The organism is Thermosynechococcus sp. FA-CM-4201 (assembly GCF_054689355.1).
In genome coordinates this window covers 2,561,239-2,585,292 of sequence record NZ_CP079920.1, presented here as the reverse complement: position 1 = coordinate 2,585,292, position 24,054 = coordinate 2,561,239, and the positions used below count along the sequence as shown (strand labels likewise).

26 protein-coding genes and 1 tRNA gene are annotated in these 24,054 nt (G+C 52.9%); 9 read left to right on the top strand and 18 right to left on the bottom strand.

Annotated elements, in window-relative coordinates; translation table 11 throughout:
• Nucleotides 1-8: 8 nt before the first annotated feature.
• From cobT to KV190_RS12620, 5 genes are all read right to left on the bottom strand, one after another.
• A complete protein-coding gene (gene cobT / locus KV190_RS12640; RefSeq protein ID WP_460193740.1) occupies nt 9-1,097 on the bottom strand; it encodes a nicotinate mononucleotide-dependent phosphoribosyltransferase CobT in 1,089 nt (362 codons plus the stop codon).
• A 2-nt stretch (nt 1,098-1,099) separates the two neighbouring features.
• Complete coding sequence (pgeF, locus tag KV190_RS12635; RefSeq protein WP_460193739.1) at nt 1,100-1,864, bottom strand: peptidoglycan editing factor PgeF; 765 nt, start codon at nt 1,862-1,864, stop codon at nt 1,100-1,102.
• 12 nt (nt 1,865-1,876) lie between these two features.
• Nucleotides 1,877-2,176 carry a HepT-like ribonuclease domain-containing protein gene (locus tag KV190_RS12630; protein WP_460193738.1) on the bottom strand — a complete coding sequence of 100 codons (300 nt, stop codon included), beginning with the start codon at nt 2,174-2,176 and terminating at the stop codon, nt 1,877-1,879.
• 28 nt (nt 2,177-2,204) lie between these two features.
• Nucleotides 2,205-2,498 carry a nucleotidyltransferase family protein gene (locus tag KV190_RS12625; protein ID WP_460193736.1) on the bottom strand — a complete coding sequence of 98 codons (294 nt, stop codon included), beginning with the start codon at nt 2,496-2,498 and terminating at the stop codon, nt 2,205-2,207.
• 79 nt (nt 2,499-2,577) lie between these two features.
• On the bottom strand, nt 2,578-3,291 hold the full coding sequence (locus KV190_RS12620) for a phycocyanobilin:ferredoxin oxidoreductase (protein WP_460193735.1): 714 nt from the start codon (nt 3,289-3,291) through the stop codon (nt 2,578-2,580).
• Between the two features lie 87 nt (nt 3,292-3,378).
• Here KV190_RS12620 and shc point away from each other — a divergent pair, with 87 nt between their 5' ends.
• Nucleotides 3,379-5,307 carry a squalene--hopene cyclase gene (gene shc, locus KV190_RS12615; RefSeq protein WP_460193734.1) on the top strand — a complete coding sequence of 643 codons (1,929 nt, stop codon included), beginning with the start codon at nt 3,379-3,381 and terminating at the stop codon, nt 5,305-5,307.
• A 6-nt stretch (nt 5,308-5,313) separates the two neighbouring features.
• Here the strand turns inward: shc and KV190_RS12610 are convergent, their stop codons facing one another.
• On the bottom strand, nt 5,314-6,153 hold the full coding sequence (locus tag KV190_RS12610; protein ID WP_460193732.1) for a M48 family metallopeptidase: 840 nt from the start codon (nt 6,151-6,153) through the stop codon (nt 5,314-5,316).
• 89 nt (nt 6,154-6,242) lie between these two features.
• Nucleotides 6,243-7,232, bottom strand: a complete 990-nt coding sequence (locus tag KV190_RS12605) for a cysteine synthase A (RefSeq protein WP_460193731.1) — start codon at nt 7,230-7,232, stop codon at nt 6,243-6,245.
• Nucleotides 7,233-7,380: 148 nt separating this feature from the next.
• On the opposite strand from KV190_RS12605, the gene KV190_RS12600 reads away from it, so the two are divergent.
• Nucleotides 7,381-7,467, top strand: a tRNA-Ser gene (locus tag KV190_RS12600).
• 101 nt (nt 7,468-7,568) lie between these two features.
• Here KV190_RS12600 and KV190_RS12595 read toward each other — a convergent pair.
• Complete coding sequence (locus KV190_RS12595) at nt 7,569-8,327, bottom strand: DNA-methyltransferase (protein WP_460193730.1); 759 nt, start codon at nt 8,325-8,327, stop codon at nt 7,569-7,571.
• Nucleotides 8,328-8,378: 51 nt separating this feature from the next.
• Nucleotides 8,379-8,921, bottom strand: a complete 543-nt coding sequence (gene pyrR / locus KV190_RS12590) for a bifunctional pyr operon transcriptional regulator/uracil phosphoribosyltransferase PyrR (protein WP_460193728.1) — start codon at nt 8,919-8,921, stop codon at nt 8,379-8,381.
• Between the two features lie 360 nt (nt 8,922-9,281).
• On the opposite strand from pyrR, the gene uvrB reads away from it, so the two are divergent.
• From uvrB to ispF, 3 genes are all read left to right on the top strand, one after another.
• A complete protein-coding gene (uvrB, locus tag KV190_RS12585; protein ID WP_460193727.1) occupies nt 9,282-11,291 on the top strand; it encodes an excinuclease ABC subunit UvrB in 2,010 nt (669 codons plus the stop codon).
• 158 nt (nt 11,292-11,449) lie between these two features.
• Nucleotides 11,450-11,959 carry an allophycocyanin subunit beta gene (gene apcB, locus KV190_RS12580; protein WP_181494530.1) on the top strand — a complete coding sequence of 170 codons (510 nt, stop codon included), beginning with the start codon at nt 11,450-11,452 and terminating at the stop codon, nt 11,957-11,959.
• A gap of 80 nt (nt 11,960-12,039) precedes the next feature.
• On the top strand, nt 12,040-12,522 hold the full coding sequence (ispF, locus tag KV190_RS12575; RefSeq protein WP_460195288.1) for a 2-C-methyl-D-erythritol 2,4-cyclodiphosphate synthase: 483 nt from the start codon (nt 12,040-12,042) through the stop codon (nt 12,520-12,522).
• Between the two features lie 9 nt (nt 12,523-12,531).
• Here the strand turns inward: ispF and KV190_RS12570 are convergent, their stop codons facing one another.
• Nucleotides 12,532-13,278 (bottom strand): pentapeptide repeat-containing protein, encoded by a 747-nt coding sequence (locus tag KV190_RS12570; RefSeq protein ID WP_460193726.1) that lies wholly within the window; start codon nt 13,276-13,278, stop codon nt 12,532-12,534.
• Nucleotides 13,279-13,373: 95 nt separating this feature from the next.
• Here KV190_RS12570 and KV190_RS12565 point away from each other — a divergent pair, with 95 nt between their 5' ends.
• Together KV190_RS12565 and KV190_RS12560 are read left to right on the top strand one after the other, a co-directional pair.
• Nucleotides 13,374-14,330, top strand: coding sequence for a LysR family transcriptional regulator (locus KV190_RS12565; RefSeq protein WP_190278237.1), 957 nt, complete (start codon nt 13,374-13,376; stop codon nt 14,328-14,330).
• Nucleotide 14,331: 1 nt separating this feature from the next.
• Entirely contained in the window at nt 14,332-14,976 is a 645-nt protein-coding gene (locus tag KV190_RS12560; protein ID WP_460193724.1) for an alpha/beta hydrolase, read from the top strand.
• Here KV190_RS12560 and KV190_RS12555 read toward each other — a convergent pair.
• Both KV190_RS12555 and wecB read right to left on the bottom strand, forming a co-directional pair.
• Nucleotides 14,963-15,613 carry a diacylglycerol/polyprenol kinase family protein gene (locus KV190_RS12555; RefSeq protein ID WP_460193722.1) on the bottom strand — a complete coding sequence of 217 codons (651 nt, stop codon included), beginning with the start codon at nt 15,611-15,613 and terminating at the stop codon, nt 14,963-14,965. The genes KV190_RS12560 and KV190_RS12555 overlap by 14 nt on opposite strands.
• A 26-nt stretch (nt 15,614-15,639) precedes the next feature.
• Entirely contained in the window at nt 15,640-16,764 is a 1,125-nt protein-coding gene (gene wecB, locus KV190_RS12550) for a non-hydrolyzing UDP-N-acetylglucosamine 2-epimerase (RefSeq protein ID WP_460193721.1), read from the bottom strand.
• 260 nt (nt 16,765-17,024) lie between these two features.
• Here wecB and KV190_RS12545 point away from each other — a divergent pair, with 260 nt between their 5' ends.
• Both KV190_RS12545 and KV190_RS12540 read left to right on the top strand, forming a co-directional pair.
• A complete protein-coding gene (locus KV190_RS12545; RefSeq protein WP_206201676.1) occupies nt 17,025-17,540 on the top strand; it encodes a bifunctional nuclease family protein in 516 nt (171 codons plus the stop codon).
• 1 nt (nt 17,541) lies between these two features.
• Nucleotides 17,542-18,663: an aldo/keto reductase gene (locus tag KV190_RS12540; RefSeq protein ID WP_460193720.1), complete on the top strand. Its 1,122-nt coding sequence runs from the start codon at nt 17,542-17,544 to the stop codon at nt 18,661-18,663.
• A gap of 40 nt (nt 18,664-18,703) precedes the next feature.
• Here the strand turns inward: KV190_RS12540 and KV190_RS12535 are convergent, their stop codons facing one another.
• The 6 genes from KV190_RS12535 to KV190_RS12510 form a co-directional block, all read right to left on the bottom strand.
• On the bottom strand, nt 18,704-19,318 hold the full coding sequence (locus tag KV190_RS12535; RefSeq protein WP_460193718.1) for a hypothetical protein: 615 nt from the start codon (nt 19,316-19,318) through the stop codon (nt 18,704-18,706).
• Entirely contained in the window at nt 19,318-20,469 is a 1,152-nt protein-coding gene (locus KV190_RS12530; protein WP_460193716.1) for an AAA family ATPase, read from the bottom strand. The genes KV190_RS12535 and KV190_RS12530 overlap by 1 nt, the downstream gene beginning before the upstream one ends.
• 107 nt (nt 20,470-20,576) lie before the next feature.
• Entirely contained in the window at nt 20,577-21,434 is an 858-nt protein-coding gene (locus KV190_RS12525) for an aminotransferase class IV (RefSeq protein ID WP_460193714.1), read from the bottom strand.
• A gap of 12 nt (nt 21,435-21,446) precedes the next feature.
• On the bottom strand, nt 21,447-21,770 hold the full coding sequence (locus tag KV190_RS12520; RefSeq protein ID WP_011057879.1) for a DUF1825 family protein: 324 nt from the start codon (nt 21,768-21,770) through the stop codon (nt 21,447-21,449).
• A gap of 85 nt (nt 21,771-21,855) precedes the next feature.
• Entirely contained in the window at nt 21,856-22,881 is a 1,026-nt protein-coding gene (pdxA, locus tag KV190_RS12515; protein ID WP_460193713.1) for a 4-hydroxythreonine-4-phosphate dehydrogenase PdxA, read from the bottom strand.
• Between the two features lies 1 nt (nt 22,882).
• Nucleotides 22,883-23,875, bottom strand: coding sequence for a 30S ribosomal protein S1 (locus KV190_RS12510; protein ID WP_149818829.1), 993 nt, complete (start codon nt 23,873-23,875; stop codon nt 22,883-22,885).
• Nucleotides 23,876-24,054 lie beyond the last annotated feature (179 nt).

Sequence of the window (24,054 nt, the reverse complement as noted above, 5' to 3'; positions counted from 1 at the left end):
GAAGAAGATCACATCCCCTTCGCCCAGCGATCGCCCAACCTGTCGATAATATGCACCATGTCTGAATTGCTCCAGCCCGCCAGCAGATGAGCCGCAATCGCACAGCCACCGGCACCAACTCCTTCCTTGACAAACCCCTGTTCATAGGCCCGCAGGGCAGAATGACGGGATGTGCTGAAATCCAGTTGCGTGTAAATCAGTGGACACGGCACACGCTCTGCCAAGCGGTGAATCTGAGCCGTTTGATCTTCAAGCAGCCAACGGGTTGTGCCCACCACGATTTGTTCGGGACACCAAGGAAGCTGACGCCACTGGGCGATCGCCCGCGCAAAGGCATAAACCGCTATCATTTGTGACCCCCCCGCCAACAACACACCACCGGTTTGACTTGCCCGCAGGGCCATAGCGGCAACCACCACCTGCATCGGATCGCCAATTGCCGCTACACAAGTGAAAGGATCCGCATCGGCAGGGAGATGGGCAAGCCCTTGTTGAACGAGTTGCCACTTTTGTGCATGGTTACTCTGGCGATGGCTACTGCCTACACAATCGCGAGCGACAATCCCCAAACTTTCACAGAGAGCCAGGGCAGTGGTTGTGCCGCCCACAACACATTCAGCAATGATCAGCCACGGATATTGGCTGCTGAGCTTGGCTCCCCAAGACCATCCCTGTTCCCAGAGGTGCGCTACGGTTTGGGCTGTCATCGCTTGACCCGTCGTTAGGCAGCGAGCCGGTGTACCCCCCAAATCAATCATCTCGGGCAGACGCGGCAGAGGTAAACCGGCATCAAAAACGTAGAGGGGCAACGCCAAAGCCTCAATGAGGGCACGACTAATCAGAGCAGGGGAAGCACCCGCCGTCAGGGGTGGCAGGGGATAGTGGTAGTGGGGTTGAATGCCTCGCAGCAGGAACTCGCCATCGGCTAGGGCTGTGGTTCGGCGATCGCTGGGGGTTTGACCCGCCGCCGAGATTCCGGGAATGCATGCCGTTTCCGTAAAGCCAAGAACACAGACTAGGGCAGGAAAGTCGGGGTGCTGGCAGTGGCGATCGCCCCAAGCACGGGCAATGGATTCTCCCGTGGCAATGCCAATCATACTCACCGACTAACAATGCCCGACCACTGCACCTGCTTGAGGTGTTCACGGCGATAGGAGAAAAAGCACTCAGCATCGCGAAACGTACAGTGGGGACACAGGGCAATTTGCTCGTCCCTTAGCCCCAATTGCAGCAATTGCAAACGATTCACCCGTGCCACGTCCACCCGCAGTCGCTCAGGGTCTGGATCAAGAAAGATCATCTCTGGGTCTAGGGCAGCAAGACGCTGGTAAAGATCATCGCGGTCAGTGGTTTCCGTCATCCCCTCAAGAAGGGTTTGCGCCAAGGCACGGGCAACATTCAGCCCCACTTGATAGACCTCACCGCGAATCGCAGGCCCCATGGCAATCCGTAAATTGGCAAGATCACTGCCGCATGCTTGCATCTGCTGGAGCGTGGCCTTAGAGATTTGGATCGCTGTCCCCCGCCACCCCGCATGAATCGCCGCAACCCGGCCACTGGCGACATCGGCAATTAGCAAGGGGACACAGTCAGCACTACATACCCAGAGGGCTTGATCAGGCCCTGTGGCCACAAGGGCATCCGCCTCTAATCGTTCATCATTGGCCAAAACGTCTGCTGCCAAAGCAACGCGATCGCCGTGCACCTGTTGTGTCCGCAGCGGTGTTGCTGTCGTGCCTAGGGCTGCGGTGAGGGTGCTCAGGTCTTGTCCTTGCCAATCGCGAGTAAAGAAACCATGGGAAAACCCCTGCAAAAGATCGCAGGTGAGAAAGCGCCCGAGGTCAGTGGTTTGCCAGTGCCACATTGTCAGATTGGATCAGCGCCCTATCAATTCCTTCAAGCTACTATACAAAGCCGGTAAATCAGACTGCACTGTTTCCCAAACAATGGATAGATCGACTTGAAAATACTCATGTATTGTAATGTTTCGCATGCCTCGCATTTGTCGCCACGGAATTTGCGGATATAGCTCAGCAGCCTCTGGTAATAAACTGGCAGCAGCTTCCCCAATGACAGCTAAACTATAGAGGACTGCTTTTACAGTACGCCGATCTTGGCAAAACTCCTCAAATTTAAGATCAGCAACCATCACTTGAATTTCATCAATCTCATCCACAATGTCCTGTAGGCGTTCTCGTAGCTCCCTAGAAGGCACGAATAGCCTCCTTTAATACCTCCTTCCTAAGTCTTGAACGTAAAGATTGGGGTGTTCCCAAATCAACAGAACAGTTTAAGATTTCCTCCAGATATTCTTTTAGCTCAATGAAAGTAAATAATCCAACAGGCCTTTCAAACTCTACTAACAAATCAACATCACTTTCAGGGTGAGCTTCATCCCGTGCCACTGAACCAAACAGCAGCAGGGTCTTTACTGCGAATTTTTTAAGGGATTCTCGATGGTTTTCTAAGGTATTGATCACTAACTGACGAGTCACCATTCCAATGTTTCCTTATTCTTTTAATCTGACTGGTTCACTGGCTGATGCGGTTCATTGCCGAAAGAGTCCTCGAGGGGGTCTAGGCAGCAGGGGGCAAGTCAAAGAGAATAGTGGTCATATAGCGTTCTGCCCAAGCGCTGCCAAAGGCTTTTTCCAGAACACGGCGGGTTTTATCGTTCTGCTGTTGCTGATGGCAGTACTGCCGTTGCCCGGCCATAACCGCTTCCGGGTGATCCGTGGGCACAGCTTGTTGGCTAAGTTGACAGTGGAGCGTGAGGTACTCACCAATGCGATCAAGAAATTGCTGCTCTTCAGTGTCTCCCTGTGGCCGAATAAAAATGCAAAAGGGCGAGAAGATATGTCCCCAAGGGGGCAGCTCACGGGGTTGACTAAAGCTGACTTTCGGCAAAGCATTTAAGGCCGATGTATAGGCAGCGGGCAACTGACCCGTCACCGGCGAGAGATCCACAATCGCGGCACTAATTTGCCCTCGGCCACCCACGAGGTCACAGCCAAACATCGGCAGATCGTAGCGCGGCTCTGGAAACATGACACAGTGCAAAATATCAAGGCTTTCCCCCACCCGTGCCAGCTCAAGGTGGAGTTTGCGAAAGGGCGGCGCTTGGTAGCAGTGGTTCTCAATCGTTAGCCGCTCCCCTTCTAGTTTGCCCTCGACATAACCGAGATCCTCAGGCAGGGTGTAAGGGGCTAAGGGCAAAGTGCTCTGCCAAATCTGCTCAATGCGATCGGCGAGGCGCTGAATTAGGGGATGCTGGTGTTGACGGAGAGACATAGCCTTGATCCTAACCCAAGTCTGTGCCGCTTGCGAGGGAGCGATCGCCCCCGCTAAACTAACCAAGAGTCTAACAGCCGAGGAATCATGCAAACTCAAATTGCCGCTGCCATTGACCCAAAGCAACTCCAACAGGCGATTCGCGCCAGCCAAGACTTTCTCTTTTCACAGCAATATGCCGAGGGCTACTGGTGGGCGGAATTAGAGTCCAATGTGACCATGACCGCAGAGGTGATCCTGCTCCACAAAATCTGGGGCACCGAGCAGCGGTTACCCTTGGCCAAAGCGGAACAGTATTTGCGCAACCATCAGCGAGATCACGGCGGTTGGGAGCTATTTTATGGCGATGGTGGCGATCTCAGCACCAGTGTGGAAGCCTACATGGGACTGCGGCTCTTGGGCGTCCCCGCAACGGATCCAGCCTTGGTGAAGGCACGGCAATTTATCCTTGCACGCGGCGGCATTAGCAAAACTCGTATCTTTACGAAACTGCACCTTGCCCTCATTGGCTGCTATGACTGGCGGGGGATTCCCTCTCTGCCCCCTTGGATCATGCTCCTGCCAGAGGGTAGCCCCTTCACCATTTATGAAATGTCTAGTTGGGCACGCAGCAGCACGGTGCCGCTGTTGATTGTTATGGATCGCAAGCCCGTTTATGCGATGGATCCGCCCATTACCCTCGATGAACTCTATGCCGAAGGGCGGGCAAATGTGGTCTGGGAACTGCCCCGCCAAGGCGACTGGAGTGATGTCTTTATTGGCCTCGATCGCGTCTTCAAACTGTTTGAAACCCTGAACATCAATCCCCTCAGAGAACAGGGGCTAAAGGCTGCCGAAGAATGGGTACTCGAGCGTCAAGAAGCCAGTGGCGACTGGGGCGGCATTATTCCGGCAATGCTCAACTCCCTATTGGCGTTGCGTGCCCTTGACTATGCTGTGGATGACCCCATTGTGCAGCGGGGGATGGCAGCAGTGGATCGCTTTGCCATTGAAACCGAGACCGAGTATCGCGTGCAGCCCTGTGTCTCCCCGGTTTGGGATACGGCCTTGGTGATGCGCGCCATGGTGGATTCCGGTGTTGCTCCCGATCATCCCGCCCTGGTCAAAGCTGGCGAATGGCTGCTGTCCAAGCAAATCCTTGACTATGGGGACTGGCACGTAAAAAACAAAAAAGGTCAGCCGGGGGGATGGGCCTTTGAATTTGAGAATCGCTTCTACCCCGATGTGGACGATACAGCGGTGGTGGTGATGGCGCTTCATGCGGTGACCTTACCCGATGAAAACCTCAAACGGCGAGCGATTGAACGGGCAGTCGCTTGGATTGCCTCAATGCAGTGTCGGCCGGGGGGCTGGGCGGCCTTTGATGTGGACAATGACCAAGATTGGCTGAATGCTATTCCCTACGGCGATCTCAAGGCAATGATTGACCCGAATACCGCTGATGTCACAGCACGGGTGCTGGAGATGGTGGGACGGTGTCAGTTGGCCTTTGACAGTGGTGCCCTCGATCGCGCCCTTGCTTACTTGCGCAATGAGCAGGAACCAGAAGGCTGTTGGTTTGGCCGTTGGGGGGTGAACTACCTCTATGGCACCAGTGGGGTGTTAGCGGCCCTCTCCCTTGTTGCCCCTCGCTACGATCGCTGGCGCATTCGCCGTGCCGCTGAGTGGCTGGTGCAGTGTCAAAATGCTGATGGTGGTTGGGGTGAAACCTGCTGGAGCTACAATGACCCTTCCCTCAAGGGCAAAGGGGATAGCACCGCTTCCCAAACCGCTTGGGCAATTATTGGCCTTTTGGCCGCTGGCGATGCCACGGGGGACTATGCCACAGAAGCCATTGAAAAGGGGATTGCCTACCTGCTCCAAACCCAGCGCGCCGATGGCACATGGCATGAGGATTACTTCACCGGCACCGGCTTTCCCTGCCACTTTTACTTGAAGTACCACTACTACCAGCAGCACTTTCCGCTGACGGCCTTGGGGCGCTATGCGCGCTGGCGCAATCTGTTGGCCAGTTAGGGGAGATTAGAAGGAGCGCAGTTGTTGCTGATAGGCCAAGGTATCGGTGCCACACAGGGGTTGGGGGGTAACCACGCATTCATTGCTGAGGCCAGAGCGAATTAAATTTTCGGCAATCAACTGGCGATCGCGAGGCGCAGGGTGGGTACTCAAAATCGTTGGCGGTGCCCCTCCCTCCCGTTGCAATTTCTGGAGAAATGTCACCATCGCCCGTGGATCATAGTTGCTGCGAGCCAATAGCCCTAGCCCATAGCGATCGGCTTCTAGTTCCTGCTCACGACTGCGGGGACGCCGAAAGGCAAGTTCCATAGCCATTTGTAGCCCGCGATCGCGATCCAAGCCGGCAGCCGTCATTAAGCCTTGGGCGATCGCCATTTGTTGCAGTTGACGAATCACATGGCGCTGATCAATATGGCCAATTTCGTGGGCAATGACACTGGCTAGTTCTGCCTCATTTTCTGCCCGCAGCATCAGCCCGGTAGTGACATAGACAAAGCCCCCCATGGTGGCATAGGCATTCACTTGACGGTCTTGAATGATATGAAACTGATAGGGCACACCTCGACGTTCGCCGACATTCACCAAGCGCTCACCAATGCGATTCACATAGTTTTGGGCAGCGGGATTGCGAACAAGGCGCATTCCTTGACGGAGCATCTGCTCATGGATCTGTTGCCCCAAGGCCACCTCTTGGCGGGGCGAGATATTCGATAGTTGGATGACCTGAATCCCCTGCAACAGTAATCGCTGCCAGAGATTTTGTGCCTGTGCAGCCACAGGATGGAGAGCGATCGCCACCCCACAGACCAAGCTGGCAAAGAGGAGAAACCAACGTTGCTTTTTCACGGCTAATATTTCGCGTAAAAGTCCACACCCACGCCTAGCGGCTACTTGCCCCCTTCTGACCCCTCTATTTTAGACATTGTTCCCAAGGCTTAACGTTTTTTAATCTCTGGCACCCGTAGCCCTTTGCTGGCCAGCCACTCTGGGTTAAAGAGCCGCGATTGATAGCGGGAACCCCCATCACACAGCACGGTAACAATCGTGTGACCGGGACCCAGTTCCTTGGCGAGGCGTACCGCTGCCCCGACATTAATGCCCACGGAGCCACCCATAAAGAGGCCGTCGTAGTGCAGCAGTTGATAAATGATCTCTAGGCACTCTTGATCCTCAATTTGAATCGCATCATCAATGGGAGCGCCTGCTAAGTTGGCTGTAATGCGGCTATTGCCAATGCCTTCAGTAATTGAACTACCCGTACTACAGAGGGTGCCCGTTTTCGCATAGCTATAGATGGCACTGCCCATGGGATCAGCAATTACGGTGCGAATGGCGGGATTTTTTTCCTTGAGAAACAGAGCCACACCTGCATAGGTACCCCCAGTGCCAGTGGCTGCTACCCACGCATCAATGCGGCCATCGGTCTGCTCCCAGATTTCAGGGCCAGTGGTTTCGTAGTGGGCTTGGCGATTGGCAAGGTTATCGAACTGGTTTGCCCAGATGGCATTCTCCATCTCAGCAGCAATACGGCCAGAGAGCTTCACATAGTTATTGGGGTCTTTGTAGGGCACAGCAGGAACGGGGCGCACCTCGGCACCTAGGGTACGCAACAGGTCAATTTTTTCTTGGGATTGGGTATTGGGAATGACAATCAGACACTTGTAGCCCTTGGCATTGCAGATGTGGGCTAGGCCAATGCCGGTATTGCCTGCTGTACCTTCGACCACCGTACCGCCGGGTTTGAGAAGGCCTTTTTTTTCAGCATCTTCAATAATGTAGAGGGCAGCCCGATCCTTAACAGAGCCACCGGGGTTGAGGAACTCTGCCTTACCGAGAATTTCACAGCCCGTGAGGTCACTAAAGTAGTTGAGGCGAATCAGCGGCGTCTGCCCGACGGTGCCGACAAAACCCTGTTTAATATCCATGCCGTCGTTGTTTTAAGTTGACTGAATACTTTTATCCTAAAGGGGTTTGCCGCCAGAATTGCCTTGAGGGGGAGCGATCGCGAAGCGTGACGGAGTCAATCGTGAAGTGTGCCTTTGGCATTCACCTTTGCTATGATTGGAGATCCTTGGAGAGGTGGCAGAGTGGTTGAATGCGCTTGACTCGAAATCAAGTTTAGGGTAACACCTAACGGGGGTTCGAATCCCCCCCTCTCCGTTGATGTCCCTGATGGCTTAGAAAAACGGGTATAGCGATAGATGTAATGGCACGACTGACCTAGAAGCTTGGCTAATAGAACCTGTCAAGCTCGAAAAGTCCTATAGATTGATCACATCAAAAAGTGTAATCTCATTCAGGAGTCTCTCCTTTGCCAGTTCCGCATATCGAGGATCAATTTCAACGCCGACGCCTTTTCGTTTGTTGGCAAAGGCTTCCAGCAGCGTTGTGCCACTGCCACAAAAGGGATCGAAGACGATATCCCCCGGAAAACTAAAGAGCTTGATACATCGTCTCGGCAGTTCCCTTGGAAACGGTGCAGGGTGACCAATCTTTTTTTTGCTTTCGCCGCTAAATGTCCATAGCCCGTTTGTCCATTCCATAAACTCTTCCCGGGTAATATCGGCCTTTTCATCGGACTTGCGCCGCCACTCCTCTTTGTACAGCACCACAATTAACTCCACAGGCGCAATCACATAGGGCGCTGAGGGCGACATCCACGATCCCCAAGCCGTCCGCCGCGAAATATTACCCTCATTCCAGACAATGGTGGACTGATATTTCCAGCCAACCTCTTGAGCCAAAACCGTCAAATCCGCGCCAACACTGCGCTGTCCCCCTTTGTTTTTATCGAGGGGAATGTTGAGGCAAAATCGTCCGCCCGTTTTTGTCCAGTGAAAACAGTTGGACAGCCAAGCGCGACTAAATTCCAGATAATCGCTGTAGGGCACATCATCTTTGACTGAGCGATATTCAAGACCCACATTGTAGGGTGGGGAAGTCACAATCAGGTCAATAAAAGGCTCCGTAAATAAATCAGCATCAAGGCTATTGGCATTGAAGAGCCATGTATCTTTCATTTGAAAGAATGCTTCTTTTTTTGAGATGAATGGCATTGAGTTTTCCCAAGATTAATAGGGTTTCCATAGCTCTACCCCATCCCGCTGATCAATCCCCTGCAAGAGTACCTTGACCACTTCATCGCGAGCGGTGGGCAGTACTTTACCGGTAAAGTCCGGATGAATCGGCAATTCGCGGTGCCCGCGATCGATGAGTACCAATAACCAAATGGCACTGGGGCGACCGTAATCATGGACGGCATTGAGGGCAGAGCGAATGGTGCGGCCACTAAAGATCACATCATCCACCAAGACCACAATCCGCCCAGAGAGATCCACGGGAATCAGGGTCTGACGCGGTGTGCGCGGGCCAATGCGATCCAAGTCATCGCGATAAAACGTGATATCCAACTCACCAATGGGGAGGCTCACCCCTTCTAGTTGTTCAACTTGTTGCCCCAAGAGCTTGGCAAGGGGAACCCCACGAGTATGAATCCCCAGCAACACTAATTTGTCGAGGGCATCGCGAGCCTTCTCCACCACTTGGGAGGCTAAGCGCGTGACAGTGCGCCGTAGATCATCGGCACTGAGAATTTCAACGACTTCACCAGCCATGGCGGTTACGGTAGGGAATTCACAGATTTTAGCGAAATTCCCGCAAAAAGAGACCCTACGCCAAGCGGGTAGGGCCAAAGACGCAGTTAGGAGGTATCTTGCTTCCCTACGATACTGCCGATATTTTGGGGGAGCCAAAGCTTTTACCAATTCTTTAGATTTGGCGCAATTAACTGTTACAATACACGAGAAACTGTTATTTAGAATACCAAATCTCGCGGCTGTTCTCTAAAATGCGCGGGGATGGGATTTTAACCGTTTCAAGCCTGTTCAATGCTCCTGAAAAAGATGTTGCGTGGCTCGCTCCTCTATTCCTCGACTACCCTAAAAGCTAGGCAAGAATTCTTTAGACATTGGGCAATGACCAGCACTCCCTTTCGTATTCATGCTCCCTTTGAACCCACGGGGGATCAACCCCAAGCCATTCAAAAGCTAGTCGCCGGCGTACAGGCAGGACATCGCTTCCAAACGCTCTTAGGGGCAACGGGCACGGGCAAAACCCACACGATCGCCCGCGTTATCGAGGCCCTTGGCCGCCCGACCCTTGTCCTGGCCCACAACAAAACCCTTGCGGCGCAACTGTGCAATGAACTGCGCTCATTCTTTCCAGAAAATGCCGTGGAGTACTTTATCTCCTACTACGACTACTATCAGCCCGAGGCCTACATTCCCGTTACCGATACCTACATCGAAAAAAGTGCCTCAATTAACGAGGAAATTGATATGCTGCGGCACTCCGCTACCCGTTCCCTCTTTGAACGGCGGGATGTGATTGTGGTTGCCTCGATTAGTTGCATCTACGGCTTGGGTATTCCAGCCGAGTACCTCAAAGCAGCGATTCCCCTAGAGGTGGGCAGTGAAACGGATCTGCGGCAACTACTGCGGCAATTGGCCACCATTCAATACACTCGTAACGATGTCGAACTGGGGCGGGGTCGCTTCCGCGTCAAGGGGGATGTGCTTGAGATTGGCCCTGCCTATGAGGATCGCATCATTCGCGTCGAGTTCTTTGGGGATGAAATTGAAGCGATTCGCTATGTCGATCCCCTGACGGGGGAAACCTTGCAGAGTGTGGAACGCCTGAATATCTATCCCGCAAAGCACTTTGTCACCCCTGCCGAACGCCTTGAAGCGGCCTGTGTCGCCATTGAAGCGGAACTGCAAGCCCAAGTGGCTCATCTCGAAGCCCAAAATAAACTCCTTGAGGCACAGCGCCTGAGTCAACGTACCCGCTATGACTTGGAAATGCTGCGGCAGGTGGGCTACTGCAACGGTGTGGAAAACTACTCACGCCATCTTGCAGGCCGGGCAGCGGGGGAACCGCCGGAGTGCTTGATTGATTACTTTCCTGAGGATTGGCTGTTGGTGGTGGATGAGTCCCATGTGACGGTGCCGCAAATTCGTGGGATGTTTAATGGCGACCAAGCGCGGAAAAAAGTGCTGATTGATCATGGCTTTCGGTTGCCCAGTGCGGCGGATAATCGCCCCCTGAAGGTGGAGGAATTTTGGCAAAAGGTGAAGCAGTGTATCTTTGTCTCGGCAACCCCCGGCGATTGGGAATTGGCGGTGTCTGAAGGGCAAGTTGTCGAGCAAATTATTCGGCCGACGGGGGTCGTGGATCCAGAAATTTTTGTCCGTCCCACCCAAGGACAGGTAGATGATCTCTATGGGGAGATTCGCCTACGGTGCGATCGCCAAGAGCGGGTACTGGTGACAACACTAACAAAACGCATGGCCGAGGATCTCACGGAATACTTCCAAGAACGGGGGGTACGAGTGCGCTATCTGCACTCAGAAATCAATGCCATTGAGCGTATTGAGATTCTTGAAGCCCTACGTCAAGGGGACTTTGATGTGTTGATTGGCGTCAACCTGTTGCGGGAGGGACTGGATTTACCCGAGGTGTCCTTGGTGGCCATCCTTGATGCGGATAAAGAGGGCTTCCTGCGGGCGGAGCGATCGCTGATTCAAACCATTGGTCGCGCTGCACGGCACGTACGCGGACAGGCGATTCTCTATGCCGACACCCTCACCGACAGTATGCAAAAAGCCATCCAAGAAACGGAGCGCCGCCGCGCCATCCAACTGGCCTACAACCAAGCCCACGGCATTACTCCCCAGCCGATTGTCAAGAAAACCAGCAATGCCATCTTGGCCTTTTTAGATGTGTCTCGTCGCCTCAATGCCGAGTCGGTGCCCGTCTTATCTTCCCAAACCTTACAGGAACTGAGCCTAGAGGATATCCCCCAACTGATCCAAGACCTGGAGGCGAAAATGAAGGCGGCTGCCCAAGAATTGGCCTTTGAGGAGGCCGCCCGCTACCGCGATCAAATTAAGCGTTTGCGCGATCGCCTCGTGGGGCACCCCTAGAATTATGAACTTTTGTAATAGTTCGCAACAGTCCGTAAACGGGAGCGAAGGGGGAGAAACCCTACCGTGATAAGCTAAGTACGATTTTAGATCCGCGCAATTTCGGCTGGCGTTCGGGTTGACGCTAGTTTTACCAGTTCTAGGAGTAAGAAAAACCTATGCGTGATGCCGTCACCACACTGATTAAAAACTATGACTCCACCGGTCGCTACCTCGATCGCGATGCTGTTGACAGTTTGCGCTCCTACTTTAATTCCGGTGCGGTACGGGTTAAAGCGGCAGCAGTGATCAATGCCGATGCCGCAGCCATTGTGAAGGAAGCGGGTTCTGCCCTCTTCACAGAGCAGCCGGAACTGATTCAACCCGGCGGCAATGCCTACACCACACGCCGCTACGCCACCTGCCTGCGGGATATGGACTACTACCTACGCTATGCCACCTACGCCATTGTGGCTGGGGATGTGGATGTCCTCAACGAGCGCGTCCTCGAAGGTCTGCGGGAAACCTACAACTCCCTTGGGGTGCCCATTGGCCCAACGGTGCGCGGCATTCAAATCATGAAAGAGATTGTGCGCGATCGCGTCGCTGCTGCTGGTATTGAAGACACCAGCATTGTTGAACAACCCTTTGACTATATGTGCCGCCAACTCAGTGAAGTGAATATCTAGGTTGGTCAAGGTCAAAGACTCTGCAACAATAGAGGGCGGTGGCATTGGCGATCGCCCCTTCGTTGTCCTCTGCAGCAAGTATGAAAATCCGCATTGGTAATGGCTACGACATCCATCAATTGGTGCCCGAGCGTCCTCTGATTTTAGGCGGTGTCAAACTAGAACACACCTTGGGACTCTTGGGCCATAGTGATGCCGATGTCCTCACTCACGCAATTATGGATGCCCTTTTGGGGGCCCTCAGCCTTGGTGATATTGGCCATTACTTTCCCCCCAGTGATCCGCAGTGGGCAGGGGCAGATAGCCAAGTCTTGCTGGCGAAAGTGGCGGCACTGATTGCCGAACGGGGTTGGCAAGTGGGCAACATTGATGCAGTAGTGGTGGCGGAGCGTCCGAAGCTCAAACCTTACCTCGACCAGATGCGCGATCGCCTTGCAACCACCCTAGGAATCGATCGCGACCAGATTAGTATCAAAGCCACCACCAATGAAAAGCTAGGGCCAGTGGGGCGCGAAGAGGGGATTGCAGCCTATGCGGTGGCGCTGCTCCAGTCAGAAGCTTAAGATGAACCACTAGCTAACGTAGAGGCTGTAGTGAAAATCCGTTTGCTCACACTGGCTTTGCTGGAGATTAGCGTGGCGAAAATTGGCCCAGCGACAGATGGCATGACTGAGGTTGGCGCGCACAAACAGGGCATGGGAAAAATAGCCCCGCGTCAGGCCCGCATAGGCTAAGTTGGCGGCATAGAAGTTACAGCGATAGGCTTGAACTCCCTCAAGGGACGCCTGCACCAGTTGCGCAAAACGCAGCGTAGCCTCATTGAGACTGGCTGCCATCAGCAGTGCAAAGGAAAAATCACTGGCAGCGGCGCGGGCATGGCTGAGATCTGCTTGACACCAATTGCTGTGGCGACAATCCGCTTGCTCTAGGGTCACCCAAGAGAAATCGGCATAGGTCAATCGAGCATACTGCAAGTTAGCCAGTTGAAAATTTGCCCGCTGGGCAGTGGCGCGATCGCCGACCACTTTTAAGAACAACGCCCCTCGGCAATCGGCATCATCGAGGTTAGCCGCTGTCAGATCCGCCTCATAGAGGTTAGCAAAGCGCAAATCCCCGTGGGCAAGGTTCACCTCTCGCAGACAGGCACGGCTGAGATTACAACCCCGCAGGTCATAGCCCCGCAGATCCATGCCCGTAAGATTCATTTCACTCAAATCTACAGTAAGCTGAGGATAAGCTCGCCGCCATTCGTTCCAGAGGTGTTTTCCCCCCCGCAGGCGATCGCTCATTACCTGATTTAAGTGCCCTTTGATCATCATTCTTGCCTTGAGATTCTTCACATTTCGTTATCGTGGCGCGAAATTTGATAGAATTTCGTCTATGTAGCCCTATCGCTGACGAAAGGAGAATGGGTTTGAAACAAGCAACCCTACATCAGCTTAAGGTTTTTGAGGTCACTGCTCGCCACGGAAGTTTTACCCGCGCTGCCGAGGAACTCTTTCTGACGCAGCCCACCGTTTCGATTCAAATGAAGCAGTTGACCCGTGCCGTTGGTATGCCCCTCTTTGAGCAAGTGGGCAAGCGGCTCTATCTTACAGAAGCCGGCAAGGAACTGCTGGCCACCTGCCAAGACATCTTTGAGCGCCTTGAGCGGTTTGAAATGGCCGTTGCCAATCTCAAGGGTCTCAAGCAGGGACACTTGCGGCTGTGTGTCATTACCACGGCCAAATATGTGATTCCGCGGCTGCTGGGGCCATTTTGCCAGCGCTATCCGGGGATTGATGTCGCCCTGACGGTCACCAACCATGAGCAGGTGGTGGAGCGTATTCGAGGCAATATGGACGATCTCTATATTCCCAGTTGCCCACCGGAGAATGTGGATGTGGAGTGCCACCGCTTTTTGGATAATCCCTTGGTGGTGGTTGCCCCCAGTCACCATCGCCTCAGTGGTCGCAGTAAAATCCCGATCCAAGAACTGGCGGGAGAACCCTTTATCATGCGGGAGCAGGGGTCGGGTACCCGTCAAGCGGTGGAGAAGCTCTTTGCGGAGCACGGTGTGCCGATCAATATCCGCCTTGAGCTGGGAAGTAACGAGTCCATTAAGCAGGCGATCGCCGGCGGCCTAGGGATTTCTGTCCTGTCCCATCATTGCTTAGCCCTCGATCGCGAGTCCAGCCAGTTGACGATTCTCGATGTCGAACATTTCCCGATTCAGCGGCACTGGCATCTGGTCTATCCTGCGGGCAAACAACTGTCGGTCGTGGCTCAGGCCTTCTTTGACTATGTGTCCACTGAGGGTCGGGAGATGATTGAATCGAGCCTCACCTATCCCAGTGTGGCGGCGCCGGCCAAGGAACTCAACCCCGTTTAGCATGACAACGCTGCAATTTCTCACCTTTCCCGATCCGCCGATCGCGGCAGATCACAGCCTTCTATTGCTCCACGGCTGGGGTGCCAATGCCGCAGATCTCATTTCCCTTGGATCGTTGCTGGCGCCCCAAGCCCAAACCTATGCAGCGGAAGCCCCCTTTCCCCATCCCTACGTCCCCCAAGGGCGGATGTGGTATGACCTGAATCAGCACAATGCCCTCAGTGGCTCATTACTGCTCGATGAGCGAGCCACGGATCTCGCCACCAGTGAAGCGGCACTGCAAGAGTGGATTGCCAGCTTACCCATTGATCTCAGCCGCACCATTTTAGGGGGATTTTCCCAAGGGGGAGCACTGACATTGGCTGTGGGGTTAACGTTGCCCTTGGCAGGATTATTGGTCTTTAGTGGCTATTTGGTGCGCCCGCCAGTGGTGACAGCCACCTCACCGCCCGTGTTGATGATCCATGGCACAGCGGATCCGGTGGTGCCCTTTGCTAGTGCCCAAGCCAGTTGGCAAGCCCTGCAAGCCGCAGGAGTCAAGGGAGCCTTTCATGCCCTACCCATGGCCCATGAAATTAATGGAGACGCGATCGCGATCGCCCGCCAGTTTATTGAGAAGACCCTTCCTAACATCAACTCAAATTGAGTAACCCATAGGCAAGCAAAGCGCTACCGATGGGAACTGTGAGATTATCCACTCCTCGCCAAGCAATCAGTTCCAAAAGGGTGGCACCCAGACCCACCAACGGGGCAATCCAGAGCAACTCTAAGGCGGCAATGGGGGTGAGGGATAGAGCCGCCACCACGGTACTCACACCGAACATAGTCAGGGTTCCTTCCCAGCTTTTACTGGTTCGCGGCAGGGGATGGCGTCCCCAGTTAATCCCCACAAGGGCAGCCAGGCCATCTCCCCAGGCCATCACTAGAATTCCTAGCACTGCTAATTCCGGCAGTGTGTCCCAAAAGAGCGCCATTAATGTGCCAATACTCACCGCATAAAAAAAGGTGCCCCAGCTTTGCCGCCCCACGCCACTAATACTGGGAAAAATTGGGATACGGTACGACAGCAGTGTGACCACGCCAGCGATCGCTGCGGCCACAATTCCCCAACTCGTGGGTACCCCTAGGGCATAGGCAATGAGAATCACTTGACCCGCACCAATGTGAACCACTTTCCGTGACCATTCCTTGGCATTGGGAAACCAAGCGTGAATTAGTTCTGCGGTTAACAGCACCAAGCCCAGCCAACTGGCGACCAAAATTCCTGCCCAGAACATTGTCATTGCTATCCTCAGTTGACCGTGGCTCCTTACTTTGTCTGCTGGGCAAAAAACTGGGTCACAATCTCAAGGATGCGATCGCTCGCATGACCATCGCCAAAGGGATTAATCGCCGTCGCCATGCGATTGTAGGCCACTGGATCTGTGAGCAGTTCAATTGCGGCCGCTGCAATCGTATCCGCAAACGTGCCCACCAGTTTAGCCGTGCCAGCGGTGACCGCTTCTGGCCGTTCAGTGGTTTCCCGCAACACTAGGACTGGTTTACCGAGGCTAGGGGCTTCCTCCTGTAGGCCACCGGAATCCGTAAGCAGAAGGGTTGATCCCTTGATCGCTGCCACAAGGGCAGGATAGTCCAGTGGCTCCGTAAGAAAAACGCGGGGATGATGTCCCAAATAGGCTTTGAGGGGTTCACGCACGGTGGGATTGCGGTGCAGGGGCAAGAGCAAAGCGGTATCGGGAATCGTGTTTAAGATTTTCAGGAAGCCATTGGCAATGTCTTCTAGGGGCGCACCCCAGTTTTCACGGCGATGGACGGTGGCAAGGAGCACCCGATACTGTTGCCAGTCAAGGCCGGGGACATGGCACACTGGCTGGCGATCGGCCACTTGCAGCAGCGCATCAATCACGGTATTGCCCGTCAAGTGAATGCTACCCGTCACCCCGGCGGCCTGAAGATTCTTGACGGCTTGTTCCGTAGGGGCAAAATGCAACTGTGCTAATTGGGAAATCAGGCGGCGGTTAGCTTCTTCTGGATAGGGGTTATAGAGATCATCGGTGCGCAAGCCCGCTTCCACATGGCCGACAGGAATCTGCTGATAAAAGGCGGCAAGGGTAGCGGCAAAGGCGGTTGTCGTATCCCCCTGTACCAAAACAAGACGGGGCAGGAGTTCTTGATAGAGTTGCTCAAGGCCTTGGAGAGCACGGCAGGTAATTTCGGTCAGGGTTTGCTTTGGCTGCATAATCGCCAAGTCCCGATCTGCCCGCAGGTCAAACAGCGCCATCACTTGATCCACCATTTCGCGGTGCTGTCCGGTGAGGACAACATAGGGTTCAAAAAGGGGCGATCGCTGGAAGGTTTGAATGACCGGTGCCAATTTGATTGCCTCCGGGCGCGTACCCAACGTAATGCAGATCGGGATCGGGGAAGCAACCATAGCCGTCTAAATACCCAAAATGATAACTTTAGTGTACCGAGAAGCGAGCGTCAAAAAAGGGTCTGGTTGCCACTGCCCATGAATAGTTCTCTGCCAGCCTTTTTCTAAAGCATGGAGTCCCAAGGAATGCCTTCACGTTGCCCCTCCGTGACTTCCCCTATAGGGAGTCTGACAGTGGTGGGGGTGTGCCATCTTGGTGACAAGGACTGTATGTTAATAATAGAAGGGAATGCACCGCCATTGCGCTCGCTGAGGTGGCCATGATTGAAATGACCGTTGCTGGGATTGCCCTCGATGCCACTAACCGTCGCACCCCAATTGTGTTGCTCAAAGACGGTGCTGGACGGCGAGCACTGCCCATCTGGATTGGTGATAATGAGGCGCGGGCAATTTTAATGGCCTTGGAAAATCAACGGGCACCGCGACCGATGACCCATGATCTGATGGTCAACATTCTCAACGAATGGAATATGACCCTAGAACGGGTGGTGATTCACTCCCTCGAAGACAACACCTACTATGCGGTGCTGACACTGCGCCAAGGAGAAACTCGTAAAGAGATTGATGCTCGTCCTAGCGATGCCATTGCCCTTGCTTTGCGCTGTGATTGTCCGATTTGGGTGATGGAAGCGGTTGTTGCCGATGCCTCGATTCCCGTCGATCGCGATGCTGACGAGGAAGAACGCCAAGCCTTTCGCCGCTTTTTAGATTCGATTCGCCCCGAAGATTTTATTCAGCAGGGACGGGGAATGGAAGAGGATTCCTCCGCAGGCTAGGATGCGCTACCGCCGCTTTGGTCGCACGGGGCTGAACCTCTCAGTTTTTTCCCTTGGAACCATGCGTGCCTTGGGCAGTCCAGAGGTGATGCAGGCGGTCATTGAGGGGGCGATCGCCCACGGCATTAACCATATTGAAACCGCCGCTGCCTACGGTGCCAGTGAAGCCTACATTGGTCGTGCCCTCAAGGCATTGGGTCAGCCCGCCGTTTTTATCACCACCAAACTCTTGCCCCAAGGAGATGCGGATCACGTCCAGCAGCAAATTGCGCAATCCCTTGAGCGTCTCCAAGTCTCACGGTTAGACGGTGTTGCCCTCCATGGCCTCAACACCCCTGAGCATCTCGCATGGCTGCGCACTGAGGGGATGGCAATGCTGCGGCAGTTGCAAGCAAAGGGGGTAATTGGTGCTTTGGGCTTTTCCAGTCATGGATCGCTGTCTGTGATTTTACAGGCGATCGCCAGCAATCAATTTGACTTTGTTAATTTGCATTACACCTACTTTCAGCAACACAATGCCCCAGCGATCGCCGCTGCCGCTGAACGGGATATGGGCATTTTCATCATCTCTCCGGCCGATAAGGGGGGACAACTCTATCAGCCTTCCCAACGGCTCCAAGACCTCTGCGCGCCTTTTCACCCTCTCCATTGGAGCTATCGCTGGTTGCTGAGTCAGCCTGCCATCACCACCTTGAGTATTGGACCGGCCACTGTTGCTGAGTTGGCCTTTCCCCTAGCCGTGGCCGATCAGGTGGCACCCCTGAGCACTGAAGAGCAAGCTGTGGGCGATCGCTTGCAAGCAGTGATGCAGGCAACCCTAGGCACCGATTTGTGTCAACAATGTTATGCCTGTTTGCCCTGCCCCGAGGAGATTCACATTCCCGAAGTGTTGCGGCTGCACAACTTGGCCGTCGCTTACGACATGACAGAATTTGGCAAATATCGCTATGGAATGTTTGGTCGTGCCGGGCATTGGTTTCCCGGTCAACCTGCCAACCGCTGTACTGAATGTGGCGATTGTTTGCCCCGCTGTCCCAGTGGCTTGGAGATTCCCCGACTATTGCGAGAAACCCATGAGCAGTTGCAGGGCACCTCGCGATCGCGCCTTTGGCAGGACATTTGATGAAAGTCAAGAAAAACTTCCTATCCCAGCACAAAAATATTCATCCCAAGTTGCTGATATCAGCTTGAAATAATCTAATAGCGGTCAGTGATCTCTGTAGGCTACTGGAGTGCTGCGCAGCAACATCAGCTCGCCAATCATGTTCGAGAAATTGCATCAGCGTAGCATTGTAGTTTTTACCCACTTTGGCAGTGCTGCCCTGCTTGGGCACAATTGCATCCCCTAAAGAACGCTTTCTAGATCTACGTGTCAGTGAAATTAGGAATTCTTTTGGGTCTTGCAAGCTATCAGTATTATCAGGAATTAAATCAATTGATATACCTAGAAAATTAGAAAAGCGCTCACGGTCAGCTAATACCCAAGACTCAACTTCCCGTACGGCTATTCGAAATAAAAAATTAGAGTGTTTTGGCTGTGGTAGCCAGCTATTGATAAGAGCGAGGGGACATTCATAATTGTCTAAATCAGTCAGCAAAATGTAGGGGGAGCCTTTTGCTGCATTATTTAAGCCAACAGCAATTTGCTTAAGATAGCCGTAACCATTTCTCTTCAAGACAGTGCTGACAGGCAGAGGAAATTTTACTTGGTAGAGTATTTGACGGAGAACTGTCTCACTTAAATCATCCTCAACGGCTAAAGTAACTGAACAGTACATTATTGAAGAAAACTAAGTTGGCTAACATCAGATGGGGTGGTTCTTGGTAAGGCAACATCAGCGATAGTTAAACCACTCTCTAAAAGATTTTTCACTTCCTTTATATTTGAGCATAGTTCGACTTTTGTTCCTTCTGGTGTTGGCATCATCAGCAACACCTCTTCACCACCAATTCCTCTATCAGATAGTAAATCTGAACTATGAGTACTTAGAATCACTTGACGCTTGCGCTGTTTCTGAAAACGATAGATCAAAGAGGGTAATTGGGCAATGATCCCTGCATTCAAAGATAGTTCAGGTTCCTCTAGTAGGAGTAGGGAATCACTTTCTAATAGAGACCACAATAAACCAATTAAACGAAGTGTGCCATCTGAAAACTGATCTTCACGCTGCTTACCTGCATTAGGTCGCCAGTGTTGGTAAACTGCTTCCAAATGAGGAATGCCCATTTCGTCTTTAACGTCTTTGAGTTCTTTAAGCTGTGGGACAGCTAACTTGAGTGCCTCTTCAATCTTGTGAAGTCGCGATCTTCGGGTTTTTTCAGGTGTTTTAATCACCCTTTCTAGAAAGTTTTTTCCAAAGGGATCATCTTCTAATTCGGCACTACTAAAAACATCTGGATATCTGAGTAATTGTGGAATTAAATGAAGATATAAAATCGAACTTAGAAATTTTGATATTTCTCTAAATTCAAAATTAGAATTAATCTGTTCAAGATAAGTCTGTGTTAATCGTAGAGTATCTTTTTTGTCTTCGCTAGAGGGGCGATCAATAATGAGTTGACCATTCTTAAAGACACGTTCATAGGATAGGATTGGCAAATTTTGCCCCCCTTTTGTTTGCTTGATGCCAATTCCATATCTCCAGATCGGTTCACTTGCAGATGTGTTGTCTGATAAGTGTATTTCTAACTCTACATCAGGATAGCGTCGAGCATATAGACAACGGACTTTTGACAGTCCACCTCTATCTTTTATTGCTTTTTGTAATCCACCACCATCCTTGGCAATATCTCTCAGGAAACGTAATGCATCTAAAAAATTGGACTTCCCTGAAGCATTCGGTCCAATAATGAACATTCGCTCTTTTAGGTGAACATCAACCGAAAGGAAGTTTCTCCAGTTGCGTAGCTTGATATACGAAATAATCATTTCATTTCTAACCTTTATAAAGCTTCTTTCAGAAAGATGACAAACGCTGGAAACTGTAAAAGCTATTATACGAAAACACTTAATCCTATTTTAGAAAAGGACTGTATCTAGGTCAGAGCCGCCTTTTCCATGACTGCTAATAACTCGCGCCATAGCTTTCGAGTCACGGGTCCCGGACAGGCGGGCAAGATCACCTCATCCACTTGGCGAATCGGCATTAGCAGGCGCACCGAGGAACTCAGAAAGCCCTCACTGGCTCTCCCTAGATCCTGCGGGGTGAGAATCACTTCCCGATGGGGAATGCCCAAGTCTGAGAGGATCTGCAACAGCGTCGCTCGCGTAATTCCGTGGAGCATGCCAACGGCGGTGGGGGGTGTCTCGACCACACCATCACGGACAATCCAGAGGTTACTGGTCGTGGCCTCGGTCATCTGCCCTTGGGCATTGAGAAGCAGGGCGTCGTCAAAACCAGCTTGCTGCGCCTCCAATAGCGCCAAGATATTGTTGAGGTAATTGCCCGTTTTGGCTGCTGGATCAAGGGCAGCGGTGCTCGTGCGTTGCCGCTTGGCAATGGTCAGGCGAATTCCCTGTTCACTCAATGTTGGTTCGGGGGCGATCGCCATCAACACAATCAATAATCTGGGCTGGGTGGTTGGTTCTGGCAATAGCCCAATGCGGCGATCGCTACCACGGGTGACGACAATCCGAATGTAATATTCTCCACTTGGGGCAGCCGCTAACGTGCGTTGCACTTCTTGGGTAATGTACTCATCAGACCACGGCACGGTCATGTAGAGATAGGCCGCTGAGGTGCGCAACCGTGCGAGGTGCTCTGGTAGGGCAAAGGGGATCCCCCGATAGGTACGAATCACTTCATAAACGCTATCGCCGTAGAGAAACCCACGATCAAGCACAGAAATCGAGGCCTCTGGCGTAATCACCCCATCCAAATTGCACAGCAACACGCGCTGTCTCCCCTAGGGTTGGCGTTCCACTTCGGCTTTCATGCGCTCAAGGGTTTGATGCATTTGATCAAACATGGTTTGGGGAGACATACCAAACTGGCTAAGTTGTGTTTCCAGTTGTTTAATAGTCATCTGCGCCATAAAGTCATCGGATAACTCAAACCGCTTCATAAAGATACGGTAGCGGTCCATGAGTTCTTCCATTTTTTCGATATAAATTTTCTTCCCTTCGCGGTCAAACTTGCCGTACTCGGAGCCAAGCTGCATCAACTGCTGGTAGTCCTGAAACAGGCGTTGTGCTTCCTGTTGAACAATTTCCGAATCAAAGAATCCCATATGACTCTGCCCGATACAGCAACAACCCAAATGCCAACGATTGACCGTTTGGTTTGTTATCTAGTTGCATTCTATCAAAGGCACTTTAGGCGGGGGTGAGAGGGAAAACCGATCCTTCGCTCAGGGTCTGTGCCCAAGCGATCGCCGCCAGAAAACTCTGTGGGTCTGCCACCCCTGTACCCGCAATGTCAAAGGCCGTACCGTGATCCGGGGACGTGCGAATAAAGGGCAAGCCAATTGTGGTATTCACCGCTTCCCGAAAGGCCAGCATCTTCACGGGAATCAACCCCTGATCATGGTAAAGGGCGAGGTAGGCATCGTAGGCAGTTGCCGGGGCAGGGCGTCCCCACCAGGCATCGGCAGCCCCAATCCAGAGGGTATCGGGGGGTACAGGGCCAATCAGTTCAACATGGGGATACTGCTGCTGGGCGGCTGCGAGCCATGGAATCAGCCAAGCCACTTCTTCTTGGCCTAAGTGTCCCTGCTCACCACTGTGGGGATTCAAACCAGCAATGGCAATGCGAGGCCGCTCTAGATGCCGCCGCTCCCTCAGAAACTGCACAAGGAGCGCCAGTTTTTCATTGAGACGTTCGGGGGTCAGTGCTTTGGGCACCTCTTGCAGAGGGATATGGGTCGTCGCAAGTAAAGTGGTCAGCACCCAGTTAGTTACAGGCGATCGCCCCAAGAACAACATGCCCACGTTGGCCGTTCCAGTAAAGTGAGCCAGCACTTCTGTTTGACCGGGAAAGGCATAACCTGCCGCCTGCCAACTGGCCTTAGAAATCGGTGCTGTCACAACCCCTGCCACATCGCCAGCGATCGCCCGCTGAATAGCTGTTTCTAAGTAGGCAAAGCTCGCCGCCCCACTCACCACACTGGGTTGTCCCGGCACAATCCTCTCATCGAGGGGATGCTCCCAAATCTGAAGCTGAGCAGGATCAATGGCCACCTGTCCCTGCTGACAGAGGCGAGTGTAGGTTTCCTCTAATACTTGGCCGGTACCGGCAATAAAAAACTGCCCTAACTGGTCTGAGGGCAGGTGAGCTAGGGCTTTCAGGAGAATTTCTGGGCCAATGCCCGCTGGATCCCCAAGGGTGAGGGCAAGGGACATCCTAGGCTTCTTGAAGAATCGGCTCAGCCGTATCGTCTTCAGTGGCTTCGGGAATGTCTTCAATGACTTCTTCAGTGGTCTCTGCGGTGGCCTGCTGCTGTTGTTGCAGGAGTTGCTGACGATAGCGCTCTGCCATCTCTTCAGCCTTTTCATAGACCAACTGCGGATTTTTCACCATGTCACCGGGTTCTGGCTCCAGTTGCTTGGTGGAAAGGGAAATCCGACCCCGCTCAGCATCAAGGTCAATAATCATCACCTTGACTTGGTCATTGACATTGAAAACACTGTGGGGCGTATCAATGTGATCGTGGGAAATCTCGGAAATGTGCAGCAGACCGCTAACCCCACCAATGTCAATGAAGGCACCGTAGGGCTTAATCCCACGCACGGTTCCAACTACCACTTCGCCCACTTCCAGTTTGTTCATCTTGCGTTCGACAAGGGCACGGCGGTGGCTGAGGACGAGGCGGTTGCGCTCTTCATCCACTTCTAAAAACTTCAGGGGCAGCTCTTCACCCACCAATTCTTCTTTATTGACACGGGTGCTGATGTGGGAACCGGGAATAAAGCCGCGCAGCCCCTCAATGCGCACAAGGGCACCCCCCCGGTTGGTGGCAAAGACCTGAGAACGAACAGTGGCATCTTCCGCTTGTAGTTGGCGAACACGCTCCCAAGCCCGCATGTACTCGATACGACGAATCGAGAGGGTAAGCTGCCCTTCTTCGTTTTCATCCGCCAAGATAAAGAATTCGCGGGTTTCGTTCGGTTGCAGCACCTCTTCCGGACTGTCAATCCGGTTGATAGACATTTCTTGGATGGGAATGTAGGCAGCGGTTTTCGCACCGATGTCAATCAGGGCACCCTTCGGTTCGATGCTAAAGACGGTGCCAGCAACAATGTCGCCGGGGTTGAAGTGGTAATCGTACCGGTCCAGTAAGGCTGCAAAATCAGCATGCGTAAAGCCCACGTCTAACGTTTTTTCCTGATTGACCATGCGAGTGTTTTCCTAGCTCCTTTAACGAAAATGGGGGTGTATAGTGAGTTATCAAGCGGGCAGAAGTGGGTGCCATACGCAATCATACCAGCGATCGCTCGAACACTTTCTGACTGGATCTACAATGTTAGCCTAGAGTTTGCCCGTTGGCTAGCGGCATCGATAAAATTTTGGTCATT